The sequence below is a fragment of the Dyella sp. genome (assembly GCF_035685885.1).
GTDB lineage: Bacteria > Pseudomonadota > Gammaproteobacteria > Xanthomonadales > Rhodanobacteraceae > Dyella.
In genome coordinates this window covers 19480-31623 of the sequence record NZ_DASRZX010000048.1, presented here as the reverse complement: position 1 = coordinate 31623, position 12144 = coordinate 19480, and the positions used below count along the sequence as shown (strand labels likewise).

Sequence of the window (12144 nt, the reverse complement as noted above, 5' to 3'; positions counted from 1 at the left end):
TTGCGTCGTGGGGATGCCACTTCCAAAGGGGATTATGGCGGTAGAGGAGATGCATCCAGCTAAGGCCCCGGCGAGTTGCGAAATCACGAAGCCAGCGACGTCCTGAGGGCGTATGCCCGAGAAGGTTTGAGTTAGGGCGCGCGCCAGGGTGACTGCGGGGTTCGCGAATGAAGTGCTGGCGGTGAACCAGTACGCGGCAAAAATGTAGCTGGCGACAAGTCCGGGGATCGCAGTGGGTCGATACCTGCGGCCTAGCAGGATGGTGAGTAATAGCCCGTAAGTGGCGACTGCCTCACTCAGCCACATGGCGCCGCCAGTGCGAACATGCGTGCCTGGTTGAATAAGCGCTAAGCCAAACATGGCGTGTGCAAGAATCACTCCGGCGAACGCGCCGACGATCTGGACTGCTATATAAGCCGTCGTATCTCGATTGCTCATCTCCCCGTGGAGTCGCATGGCGAGCGTCACGGCCGGATTGAAGTGTGCGCCTGAAATCGGCCCTAGAGTGCTGATGAGCACGTAGAGAATCCCTGCGGTCGCAAACGCGTTGGCGAGAAGTGCCAGAGCATTGTTCCCATTCGCCAAAGCCGACCCCATAACGCCGGAACCGACTACGGTGGCCAAGAGTAGGGCGGTGCCGAGAAGCTCTGCGACCAGCTTGCGATGGAGATTCACTTAAAGGGCCTTCAACAGCGCTTGGACGCGCGAGGCAATTTCGTCGCGGACGATCCGATAGCCGTCATCATCGAAGTGCTTGGGATCGGGGAGCGCCCAGTCCTCACGGACCTTGGCTGGCACCCAGGGGCATTGGTCGCCGCATCCCATCGTGATTACTGCGTCGAAGTCGCCGGTTACCTCATCGAGTGACTTGGAGGCGTGAGCCGTGAGGTCATAGCCAAGCTCGCCCATAAAGCGGATGGCCTTTGGGTTGATTACGCCGGAGGGGCGGGAGCCGGCGCTCAGCGCTTCCACGGAGTCACCGCCATAGATATGCGCGAATGCCTCTGCCATCTGGCTTCGGTTGGAGTTCTCAACGCAAACGAATAGAACGCGCTTCATGCTTTCGGCTCAGCAACAGGGTTGTGCGGAACGGGCGTTAGGTCCGCAACAGGGCGCCGCCTTGGATTCGCTGGCGCCTTCTGCTGTGGTGTAGGTGGTTGCCTCGCCATGCGAGAAGAAGCTCTCCCAGCGGACACCTTGAGGGTCTTCGGCCCAGAACTTGTCGGATCGCGCGTAGCAGCACGTTGTTGCCTTCTCCGCTAAGGCGACAGCGTCGGCGGCAATCAGGCGCTCCCCGATGGACGCTAGCTCAGCATCGTCCTCGGCTTGCAGGCCAAGGTGATCCACTCCTGCCTTTCGCCCGCGCTGAGAGATAGCGAAGTTGACGCGCGGATCATCCAGCATCCACTTGGCGTAGTCAGGTTTGACTACAGAGGGGCCTGCGCCGAACAGCGTCGTATAGAACTTGATGCTGGTATCCAACTGCTCGACGTTTACATGGACATGAAACCGCTTCATGGCTTTCTCCCGGTCGGATTGCAAGCGGTCGCGGGTTCGCAGCAGGACGTGCTGGCAGAACCTTCGCAGCAGTTCTCCGTGAGGAAGCCGAGCAGAGCATTCATCTGGCCGTAGTTGGCACGGCAGCGAATCACTCGGCCCTGGCGCTCGTCGCTGACAAGCCCGGCTCGCCTCAGGATGTTCAGATGGTTGGTCAGAGTGGCGCCGGCCAAACCTGTGGTGGCAGCAAGCTCGCCGACCACCATGCCGTCGTCCCCAGCCTGCACCAGTAAGCGATAGAGGGTTAGTCGGTGCTCTTGAGCGAGCGCGCCAAGGCAGGCGAGGGCGTCATTTAATTCCATATTTCCAGAATTATGGAAATAATCGGTTGAGTCAAGTGCTCCATTGAGCTGAACCTTGGGCTGGCGGCCGGCCTACTTGGCCGCCCGGTACTTGGACAGAGCGACGACATCGGCGCTGCCGGCAGCCCTGGCTGCCTCCTCGTTCTTGAGTCGCTCCCGGGCGCGGCGTGGTTCGGCATCCACGTTTGCGCCCATCTGCCTGAGGGGTTGTGCTCTGCGTGGGCGTAACGGTGGGGAGTGGCCGCCTGTGTGTGCCCAACGCCTTGCCGACCAAGTGCAGGTTCGCACCAGCACTAACAGCTTGCGTGGCAATGCTGTGGCGGAGCGTATGCAGCGAAACTCCGTCAGCAAGCCCTGTGGCTTTGACGATGGCGGCGACGGCTCGCTTTGAGTCGGCGATGTGGTTGCTGAGGTCGTGACTCGGGAAGAGCTAAGGCGATTGTCCTTGTGACTGTTAGTCAGGGGTCGCTGGTTCGAGTTCAGCTTCGGCGCCACATATCGACAAGGCCTCGCAGTGATGTGGGGCCTTGTTTTTTTGCGCGGGAAACGTCTCATGTGGCGTTCGCGCAACCCAGAGCCTGCTCGGGTGAGGCTTTTTTGCCATAGATGCGGCCTGCCCTGGACACCACGACCAGCAGCGCATCCCGGGGGTCTCCCGAGCGACAGAGCGCGAAACTGGTGTTGCTGCCTTCTGCCGTGCCATTGGCCTGAAACCGGATGCGCCGACGCCCTGCCGTGCTGATGATCGTCATCCGCTCGTGATCGTTCATGGTCGAACGGGGACTGCCGTCCAATTGATCGGCCTGCTTCACGCGATAGTGGCCGATGAGCCAGCCGCGCTCCCAATGCACCTCGTCAGAGCATTGCTTTCCGTCGCGCGATGGGCACAGCATGGAACGCTGCTGCGTATGAATGGCCAGCTCGCGCGCCTGTTGAAGCGCGGCGATGACATCGCTCTGCGCGACCTGGAGCCGATTGCGTACCACCAGATGACCCAGGGCCGGCGCAGCGACGCATGCGAGGATGGCCACGATGAGTGTGGTCAGGACCTGCTCGATCAGCGTCAGGCCACGTTGCCGCTGTCTCAGGTGTTCTCCCTGTCGATGCATACGCCACTCCCTGGGCACGTGTAGAGCGCAGGCTACCGGCTGGAGGGTGTTGAGGCTGCCATCGCGCCTGCGCGCGCCCCGTCGTTGACTGCTGACAGGTCCTGTCAGCAGGGCGATTTAAAATGCCCGAATGCGACCGCATGTGGATTCCCATGACTGACCGCTTCGAACTCGTTTCCCCCTACAAACCCTCGGGCGACCAGCCCAACGCCATCCGTGCGTTGAGCGATGGCTTCGAGGCGGGCCTCGCGACACAAACCCTGCTGGGCGTCACCGGCTCGGGCAAGACCTTCACCATCGCCAACGTGATCGAGAAGATCCAGCGGCCCACCATTGTGCTGGCGCCCAACAAGACGCTGGCAGCGCAGCTGTACGGCGAGTTCAAGGAATTCTTCCCGCATAACGCGGTGGAGTACTTCGTCAGTTATTACGACTACTACCAACCCGAGGCCTATGTGGTGGCCTCCGATACCTTCATCGAGAAGGACGCCTCGATCAACGACCATATCGAGCAGATGCGATTGGCGGCGACCAAGGCACTGCTGTCGCGCAAGGACTCGTTGATCGTGGCGACCGTTTCCGCGATCTATGGCCTGGGCGATCCGGAAGACTACCTGTCGCTGCGCCTGATCCTGGCCAAGGGCGAGCGCATCGACCAGCGCGCGCTGATTCGCCAGCTCACCGAACTGCAGTACACGCGCAACGAAATGGAGCTGCGTCGCGGTACGTACCGCGTGCGCGGCGAAGTGATCGACGTCTTTCCGGCCGAATCGGAGACCGAAGCGCTGCGCATCGAGCTATTCGACGGCGAGGTCGAGAACATGGCGCTGTTCGATCCGCTCACCGGTGAAACGATCCGCAAGGTGCCGCGCTACACCGTTTATCCGCGTACGCATTACGCCAGCACGCGCGAAAGCGTGCTCAATGCCATCGAGACCATCAAGGTCGAGTTGAAAGAACGACTGGAACAACTCTACAAGGATAACAAGCTGGTCGAGGCGCAGCGCCTTGACCAGCGTACCCGCTTCGACATCGAGATGATGGCCGAGGTGGGCTACTGTCAGGGCATCGAGAATTATTCGCGCCATCTCACGCGACGTGGTGCCGGCGAACCGCCGCCGACGCTGTTTGACTATCTGCCGCCGGATGCATTACTGGTGGTCGACGAATCGCACGTAACCATTCCGCAGCTGGGCGCAATGTACAAGGGCGATCGCTCGCGCAAGGAAACACTGGTGGAGTTCGGTTTCCGCCTGCCGTCGGCGATGGACAACCGGCCACTGCGCTTCGAGGAGTGGGAGGCGCGAGCTCCTCGCTCCATCTACGTATCGGCGACGCCCCGCGACTATGAGCTGCAGAAATCGGGCGATGCCATCGTCGAGCTGGTGGTGCGTCCCACTGGCCTGGTCGATCCGGAAGTGGAAGTACGCCCGGTACGCACCCAGGTCGATGATCTGCTGGGCGAGGTGCACAAGCGCGTGGCGATGGGCGACCGCGTGCTGGTCACCACGTTGACCAAACGCATGGCCGAGAACCTTACCGAGTACCTGGGCGAGCACGATGTGAAGGTGCGCTACCTGCATTCGGACATCGAAACGGTGGAACGCGTGGAGATCATCCGTGATCTGCGTCTGGGCGAATTCGACGTGCTGGTCGGCATCAACCTGCTGCGCGAGGGCCTGGACATGCCCGAGGTATCGCTGGTGGCGATTCTCGACGCGGACAAGGAAGGTTTCCTGCGTTCCACCGGCTCATTGATTCAGACCATCGGCCGCGCCGCGCGAAACCTGCGCGGCAAGGCGATCCTCTACGCGGACAATGTGACTCGCTCGATGCGGGCTGCGATGGACGAGACCGCGCGTCGCCGGGAAAAGCAGCAGGCCTACAACGAAGCCCATGGCATCACGCCGCAATCGGTGGTGCGTCGCATCGTCGACATCATGGAAGGCGCGCGCAGCGAGGTGCCGGGACGTGGCCGCGGCAGCCGTGGCGAACGCAAGGCGGCCGTGGCCGAAAAGGGCGCCGATTACGCCGCACTCAGCGCCGACCAGGCCTCCGCGATGATCAAGAAACTCGAGGCGCAGATGTACAAGCACGCCGAGAACCTGGAATTCGAGGAGGCCGCCCGGATACGCGACCAGATCCACCAACTCCGGGAAAAGGCCCTGCGTTGACGGCCCTCTTTCCGGGGCGGTTGTCGCCAGCTATCGGAGCACGTATACTGCGCGGCTCGCACGGCATGCCGGGCGAGCTCCGGGCGGTTAGCTCAGCGGTAGAGCACTACCTTGACATGGTAGGGGTCACAAGTTCGATCCTTGTACCGCCCACCAATACCGACGAAACGGCGCGGCCTCAGGGTCCGCGCCGTTTCTTTTTGCGCTGAAGGAGCCCGTCGATGACCTATCTGTGGATCAAGTCGTTCCATCTGCTGTTCGTCATCGCCTGGATGGCCACGGTGTTCTATCTGCCGCGCATCCTGGTGAATGTGGCCGAGGCGGATGCCGAGCCGGCAGTCAAGGCGAGGTTGCTGCTGATGGGGCGGCGGCTGTATCGATTCGGCCACAACATGTTTGGCCTGGCCTTCCTGCTGGGATTGACGCTGTGGCAGGGCTGGCGCGTGTTCCCCGGTGTGCTGCCGAACTTCGGCGATGCGCACTGGTTGCACGCCAAGCTGGGCCTGGTCGCGCTGCTGTTGGCCTATTTCATCTGGACCGGGCGTTTGCTCAAGCGCAGCGAGACGGGTGGGGCGCTGCCATCATCGAAGATGTTGCGCATCATGAACGAGTTGCCGGTGTTCGTGCTGCTGGGCGTGATCTTCCTGGTGATTGCCAAGCCGTTCTGAACAGCTCTTTGTAGGAGCGCACCCAGTGCGCGATCGCGGAGTGGTGGCATGACCGCTTCGCGACGTCCCCTTGGGGATGGGCTTTTCGCGCACTGGGTGCGCTCCTACAGTTCGACCGCCGGGCGCGGCTTATTCCCCGCGCTGGAAGTACTCGCGATACCACGCCACGAAACGTGCCACGCCCTCCTCGATGGAGGTGCCCGGTGCATAGCCCACGTCGCGCCGCAGCGCCGATACGTCGGCCCAGGTATCGGGCACGTCGCCCGGCTGCATCGGAAGCAATCGCTTTTCCACCTCGCGGCCCAGCTGCTGTTCCATCAGTTCAATGAAGCGCAGCAACTGCACCGGCTGGTCGTTGCCAATGTTGTAGACGCGGTAGGGCGCGCTGGATGTGCCGGGGCTGGGGTGCAGCGCGTCGTAGGCTGGATCGGGCAAGGCGACATGGTCCAGGGTGCGGATCACGCCTTCGACGATGTCGTCGATATAGGTGAAATCACGACTGTGATTGCCATAGTTGAAGACGTCGATCGGCTCGCCACGGCTGATGCGGTCGGCGAATAACATCGGCGACATGTCGGGCCGTCCCCACGGGCCGTAGACCGTGAAGAAACGCAGGCCCGTGGTGGGCAGGCCGTAAAGATGGCTGTATGTATGCGCCATCAGTTCATTGGCCTTCTTGCTTGCCGCATACAGGCTGACGGGATGGTCGACGGCATCCTCGATCGCGAACGGCATCTTGCGGTTGGCGCCGTATACCGAGCTGGAGGACGCGTACACGAGATGCTCGATCTTGCCATGACGGCAGGCTTCCAGAATGTTTACGAAGCCGACGAGATTGCTCTGCACATAGGCTTGCGGGTCCTTCAGCGAATAGCGCACGCCGGCCTGGGCGGCCAGGTTCACTACGCGCTGCGGTTCGAAGCTGGCGAACACGCGGTTCACCGCCTCGGCGTCAGCCAGGTCGGCACGCAGGTGGGTGTAATTCGGGTGTGCCGCGAAGCGCGCAAGGCGAGCTTCCTTCAGCGCCGGATCGTAGTAGTCGTTGTGGTTGTCGATGCCCTGGACCTCGTCCCCGCGGGCCAGCAGGCGCTCGGCCAGGGCGGAGCCGATGAATCCGGCTGTGCCGGTGACAAGGATGCGCATGGGGAAGTCTCCAGAAGCAGCCGCCTATTCTATCGCCGGCGTGGTGAGACTGGCCGCCGCGGAATGCTGAATTGACAGCCCAAGGTCGGCTAAACTAGCGTTCTTGACGAATTCATCAGAGGAAAGGTGGCCCGCGCCCAAAGCGCCAGCCGAGCGTGTGACATGGCAACTACGAGCTTCCAACGCTGAACCACGCCACGCCATAGCTTTCGGGAAGGGCGCTTGGCGCCCTTTATTTTTGAGTTTTATTTGCGCTCGTCGTCCTGGCGAGCAAGAGCAAAACCGGCCATCCATGGCCGGAGACTTGATTGAGTGCCCGCCGTCCGGGCGGGCAAAGCCAAACCGGCCTTCGATGGCCGGACTCTTCAAATAAGCGCGCTTTGATATGGCGAGCGAACAGGTACGGATATGATCGAAATTACGTTACCCGACGGCAGCAAACGCCCCTTCGAGCATCCGGTGACGGTGCAGGATGTCGCTGCCTCCATTGGCGCGGGCCTGGCCAAGGCTACCCTGGCCGGCAAGGTGGACGGCAAGCTGGTGGATGCCAGTTTTCCGATTGACCACAACGCCAGCCTTGAGATCGTCACCGAGAAGAGCCCGGAGGCGCTGGAGATCCTGCGTCATTCCACGGCGCATCTGCTGGCGCAGGCCGTGCAGCGCCTGTATCCCGGCGCGCAGGTCACCATTGGTCCGGTGATCGACAACGGGTTTTTCTACGACTTTGCGTACGAGCGTCCGTTCACGCCCGACGATCTGCTGAAGATCGAGGCGGAGATGGAAAAGATCGTCAGGGAAGGCCTGCCGGTGACGCGTAGCGTGAAGACGCGCGACGACGCCGTGTCCTTCTTCCGCGGTCTCGGCGAGGAGTACAAGGCCGAAATCATCGAGAGCATTCCCGCCAATGAGGAACTCTCGCTGTATTCGCAGGGCGAATTCACCGACCTGTGCCGCGGCCCGCACGTACCCAACACGGGCAAGCTGCGCGCATTCAAGCTGATGAAGGTAGCCGGCGCCTATTGGCGTGGCGATTCGAACAACGCGATGCTCACGCGCATCTACGGCACGGCGTGGCTCAACGACAAGGACCTCAAGGCCTACCTGCTCCAGTTGGAAGAAGCGGAGAAGCGCGACCATCGCAAGATCGGCAAGGCGCTCGACCTGTTCCACCAGCAGGAGGAAGGCCCGGGCATGGTGTTCTGGCATCCCAAGGGCTGGGCCATCTGGCAGCAGGTGGAGCAGTACATGCGTCGCGTGTATCGCAACAGCGGCTACCAGGAAGTGCGTTGCCCGCAGGTGCTGGATGTTTCGCTGTGGAAGAAGTCCGGCCACTGGGACAACTACCAGGAGAACATGTTCTTCACCGAGTCGGAGAAGCACACGTTTGCGCTGAAGCCGATGAATTGCCCGGGTCACGTGCAGATCTTCAACACCAGTCTGCACAGCTACCGCGAGCTGCCGATCCGTTATGGCGAATTCGGCGCCTGCCATCGCAATGAGCCCTCGGGCGCGCTGCACGGCATCATGCGCGTGCGCGCCTTCACCCAGGACGACGGCCACATTTTCTGCACGGAAGAGCAGATCGAGCCCGAGGTGACGGCGTTCCACCAGCAGGCGATGAAGGTCTATGGCGACTTCGGTTTTGAGGACATCGCGCTCAAGATCGCGTTGCGCCCGGACAAGCGCATCGGTAGCGACGAAGTATGGGATCGCGCCGAGGACGCGCTGCGTGCTGCCCTGCGCGCCGCTGGCGTGAAGTGGGAGGAACTGCCCGGCGAGGGTGCTTTCTACGGCCCCAAGATCGAGTACCACATGAAGGACTCCATCGGCCGGGCCTGGCAGGTGGGCACCATGCAGGTGGATTTCATGATGCCCGAGCGCCTGGATGCCGAGTATGTGGACGAGGGTTCACAGCGTCGTCACCCGGTGATGTTGCATCGTGCCATCGTGGGTTCAATGGAGCGTTTTATCGGCATTCTGATCGAGCATCACGCCGGTCTGTTGCCGACCTGGCTGGCTCCAGTGCAGGCCGCGGTGTTCAGTATCACGGATGCGCAGGCCGACTATGTTCGCGAAGTGACGCAAACCCTTGTCGATAAAGGCTTCCGCGTACAGGCCGATTTGCGCAATGAGAAGGTCGGCTATAAAATCCGTGAGCATACGTTGCAGAAAGTCCCTTACCTGCTGGTGGTCGGAGATCGCGAGAAGGAATCAGGGGCCGTTTCCGTGCGTACCCGTTCGGGCGAGGATCTGGGCAGCTTGACGCTGGCCGCTTTCGTCGAACGCCTGGAAGCCGAAACCCGCCGCTGAGCGCGCGGGCCGGCATAAACAAGAACTCTTCTGGAGGATAGTGGTATCGCTACCACCGACAACAAGGGCAATCGCCGTAACCTCGAAATCCGCGTTCCGCGCGTGCGCGTGATCGGCGCTGATGCGGAACAGCTCGGCATCCTTACCCGCGACGAGGCGCTGGCACTGGCGCAAGAGGCGGGCATGGATCTGGTCGAGATCCAGCCTAACGGCGACCCACCGGTCTGCCGGATCATGGATTACGGCAAGTTCAAGTTCGAAGCACAGAAGAAGGCCCAGGCGGCCAAGAAGAAGCAAAAGCAGGTTGAAATCAAGGAAGTGAAGTTCCGTCCGGTCACGGACGTGGGCGACTACCAGATCAAGCTGCGCAACATGCTTCGCTTCCTCGAGGAAGGCGACAAGGTCAAGGTCACCATCCGCTTCCGCGGCCGTGAAATGTCTCATCAGGATCTGGGCCAGAACCTGGCCAAGAAGATCCAGGAAGACGTCGGCGAGAACGGCGTGGTGGAGTCCTTCCCCCGCCTGGAAGGTCGCCAGATGGTCATGATGATCGGGCCGAAGAAAAAGCAGTAATTGAAAAAAAGCGGCCTGAGGGCCGCTTTTTTCTTGGTGGATCATGAGGTTGTATTTTCGCAGCTGGTCTTGAAGCTGAGCGGGGAAGGATAAAGGGCCGCCGTGCGGCCAGCAGTTGCGGGGGCCTTCAAGAGCGAACCCTTCTCCCCTAGAGAAGGTGGCAGCAGCCGGATGAGGGTATGGGTGGTGCGAGGCTTCGGAGGCTCGCGCAAGCCCCACACCCTTTCCCTGACCCCTCTCCCAAAGGGAGCGGGGCTCCAAACAGTCCCGCCGCTGGCAAAACCCTGATTTCCTCCGTATAATCGCCGGTTCGACCCACCAGGACGGGTCGTGCACCGATGCTGGCAGGACGGAAAGCGTGGTCGCCAAGCCACCGCCAGATCAGTCAGAAACCCGGGGTTCAGCCCCATCAGGGAGCATTTACATGCCCAAGATCAAGACCAACCGGGCGGCTGCGAAGCGTTTTCGCAAGACCGCATCCGGCAAGTTCAAGGCCGGTCACGCCTTCAAGTCGCACATCCTGACCAAGAAGTCGACCAAGCGTAAGCGCGGTCTCCGTGCCACCAACCACGTCAAGGCTTGCGACACCAAGGGTGTAGCACGCATGTTGCCGTACTTGTAAGGCGAGGAGATAAACCATGGCTCGTGTAAAGCGTGGCGTTACCGCCCGTCGTCGTCACAAGAAGATCATTGGCCGCGCGAAGGGTTACTACAACGCCCGTCGCAAGGTCTTCCGCGTTGCTAACCAGGCCGTCATCAAGGCTGGTCAGTACGCCTATATCGGCCGCAAGCAGCGCAAGCGTCAGTTCCGCGCGCTGTGGATCGTGCGTATCAATGCCGCCGCCCGTCAGTTCGGCCTGTCGTACAGCCGCCTGATCAATGGCCTGGCCAAGGCCGGTATCACCGTCGACCGCAAGGTCCTGGCTGATATCGCCGTGCACGACATCAAGGCGTTTGGTGCGATCGCAGAGAAGGCGAAGGCCAGTCTGGCGGCGTAATTCGTGCGCTCATCCTTGATCGCGAAGATCAAGAAGCGGCCATCCATGGCCGCACTCTTCAAAGGATGCGTGTAACGCCCGCGGGGAGGAGGCCTAAAGCCTCCTCCCCGTTTTTATTTGGACAATGCTTGCGGTGTTCGCTTCCTCTCCCCTTAGAGGAGAGGATTGAGGTGAGGGACACGTCTGGCCCCGGTCTTCAATCGAAGCACGCTTCGATGCGCGATACAGCAAGAGTCGCCCTTCACCACCTTTAGGTGGCTTACCCTAGCCCTCTCCCCAGTGGCGAGAGGGGACAAGAGAGTCGCATCGATGGACGATCTGGATAGCCGCGCGACACAAGCGCTGGCCGATATCGACAAGGCCGACACGCTCGAAGCGCTTGATGCGCTGCGCGTGGGTCTTCTGGGCAAAAGCGGCATCGTCACCGCCGCGCTGAAAGCGCTGGGCGCGTTGTCGCCCGATGAGCGCAAGGCGCGCGGTGCCGAGGTCAATCGTGTCAAGGATCGCCTTGCCGACGCGCTGGCTGCACGCAAGCAGGTGCTGGAGCAGGCCGAGCTCGATCACCGCCTTGCTTCTGAAACCATCGACATCACGCTGCCTGGACGCGACGGCGAGCGCGGTGGCATCCATCCGATCACGCGTGCGCTCGAGCGCATCGCCGCGATCTTCGCGCGCTTGGGTTACCAGCGTGCCGACGGTCCGGAGATCGAGGATGACTGGCACAACTTCGAGGCGCTGAATTTCCCGCCGCATCATCCGGCGCGCGCCATGCACGACACGTTCTACTTCGGCGACGGTCGCCTGCTGCGCACGCATACCTCGCCGGTACAGGTGCGTTCCATGCAGGGGCGTCAGCCGCCGATTCGCATCATCGCGCCGGGCAAGGTCTATCGCAGCGACTCGGACCAAACCCACTCGCCGATGTTCCACCAGATCGAAGGCCTGCTGGTCGATGAAACCTCCAGCTTCGCCGATCTCAAGGGTACGCTGGCGGAATTCATCCGCGCGTTCTTCGAGCGCGATTTCGAAATGCGTTTCCGCCCCAGCTACTTCCCCTTCACCGAACCCTCGGCCGAAGTGGACATCCGCTGGGATGCGGAAGACGGCAGCACGCGCTGGCTGGAAGTGCTCGGCTGCGGCATGGTGCATCCCAACGTGCTGAAGAACTGCGGCATCGACCCGGAGCGCTACACCGGCTTCGCGTTCGGCCTGGGCGTGGAGCGCTTCGCGATGCTTCGCTATGGCGTCTCCGATCTGCGCGCGTTCTTCGAGAACGATCTGCGCTTCCTCAAGCAGTTCGCGTAAATGCA

At 61.6% G+C, this 12144-nt stretch carries 13 protein-coding genes and 1 tRNA gene; 8 read left to right on the top strand and 6 right to left on the bottom strand.

Going from position 1 to position 12144, the window contains the following annotated elements:
- The 5 genes from VFG49_RS06105 to VFG49_RS06085 form a co-directional block, all read right to left on the bottom strand.
- A partial coding sequence (locus VFG49_RS06105) for an aquaporin (protein WP_324858625.1) occupies positions 1 to 675 on the bottom strand: 675 nt, incomplete at its 3' end.
- Positions 676 to 1059 (bottom strand): arsenate reductase ArsC, encoded by a 384-nt coding sequence (locus VFG49_RS06100; RefSeq protein ID WP_324858624.1) that lies wholly within the window; start codon positions 1057 to 1059, stop codon positions 676 to 678. It abuts the gene before it with no gap.
- Positions 1060 to 1068: 9 nt separating this feature from the next.
- Positions 1069 to 1518, bottom strand: coding sequence for an ArsI/CadI family heavy metal resistance metalloenzyme (locus VFG49_RS06095; RefSeq protein ID WP_324858623.1), 450 nt, complete (start codon positions 1516 to 1518; stop codon positions 1069 to 1071).
- Positions 1515 to 1859: a metalloregulator ArsR/SmtB family transcription factor gene (locus tag VFG49_RS06090; protein WP_324858622.1), complete on the bottom strand. Its 345-nt coding sequence runs from the start codon at positions 1857 to 1859 to the stop codon at positions 1515 to 1517. Before VFG49_RS06090 ends, VFG49_RS06095 begins: the two co-directional genes overlap by 4 nt.
- 551 nt (positions 1860 to 2410) lie before the next feature.
- Positions 2411 to 2968 carry a GspH/FimT family pseudopilin gene (locus tag VFG49_RS06085; protein WP_324858621.1) on the bottom strand — a complete coding sequence of 186 codons (558 nt, stop codon included), beginning with the start codon at positions 2966 to 2968 and terminating at the stop codon, positions 2411 to 2413.
- A 152-nt stretch (positions 2969 to 3120) separates the two neighbouring features.
- On the opposite strand from VFG49_RS06085, the gene uvrB reads away from it, so the two are divergent.
- The 3 genes from uvrB (at position 3121) to VFG49_RS06070 (ending at position 5810) form a co-directional block, all read left to right on the top strand.
- Positions 3121 to 5142 (top strand): excinuclease ABC subunit UvrB, encoded by a 2022-nt coding sequence (gene uvrB / locus VFG49_RS06080; RefSeq protein WP_324858620.1) that lies wholly within the window; start codon positions 3121 to 3123, stop codon positions 5140 to 5142.
- Between the two features lie 81 nt (positions 5143 to 5223).
- Positions 5224 to 5298: transfer RNA gene (locus tag VFG49_RS06075), tRNA-Val, on the top strand.
- Positions 5299 to 5363: 65 nt separating this feature from the next.
- A complete protein-coding gene (locus VFG49_RS06070; RefSeq protein ID WP_324858619.1) occupies positions 5364 to 5810 on the top strand; it encodes a CopD family protein in 447 nt (148 codons plus the stop codon).
- A 129-nt stretch (positions 5811 to 5939) separates the two neighbouring features.
- Here the strand turns inward: VFG49_RS06070 and VFG49_RS06065 are convergent, their stop codons facing one another.
- Complete coding sequence (locus VFG49_RS06065; RefSeq protein WP_324858618.1) at positions 5940 to 6953, bottom strand: NAD-dependent epimerase; 1014 nt, start codon at positions 6951 to 6953, stop codon at positions 5940 to 5942.
- A 408-nt stretch (positions 6954 to 7361) separates the two neighbouring features.
- Here VFG49_RS06065 and thrS point away from each other — a divergent pair, with 408 nt between their 5' ends.
- The 5 genes from thrS to pheS all read left to right on the top strand — a co-directional run bounded on the left by thrS (position 7362) and on the right by pheS (position 12139).
- On the top strand, positions 7362 to 9263 hold the full coding sequence (gene thrS, locus VFG49_RS06060; RefSeq protein WP_324858617.1) for a threonine--tRNA ligase: 1902 nt from the start codon (positions 7362 to 7364) through the stop codon (positions 9261 to 9263).
- Between the two features lie 45 nt (positions 9264 to 9308).
- A complete protein-coding gene (gene infC, locus VFG49_RS06055) occupies positions 9309 to 9836 on the top strand; it encodes a translation initiation factor IF-3 (RefSeq protein WP_324858627.1) in 528 nt (175 codons plus the stop codon).
- Positions 9837 to 10260: 424 nt separating this feature from the next.
- A complete protein-coding gene (gene rpmI / locus VFG49_RS06050) occupies positions 10261 to 10458 on the top strand; it encodes a 50S ribosomal protein L35 (RefSeq protein WP_038615747.1) in 198 nt (65 codons plus the stop codon).
- 16 nt (positions 10459 to 10474) lie between these two features.
- Complete coding sequence (gene rplT / locus VFG49_RS06045) at positions 10475 to 10834, top strand: 50S ribosomal protein L20 (RefSeq protein WP_017463630.1); 360 nt, start codon at positions 10475 to 10477, stop codon at positions 10832 to 10834.
- Positions 10835 to 11143: 309 nt separating this feature from the next.
- Positions 11144 to 12139, top strand: a complete 996-nt coding sequence (gene pheS / locus VFG49_RS06040; RefSeq protein ID WP_324858616.1) for a phenylalanine--tRNA ligase subunit alpha — start codon at positions 11144 to 11146, stop codon at positions 12137 to 12139.
- The last annotated feature ends 5 nt before the right edge of the window (positions 12140 to 12144 follow it).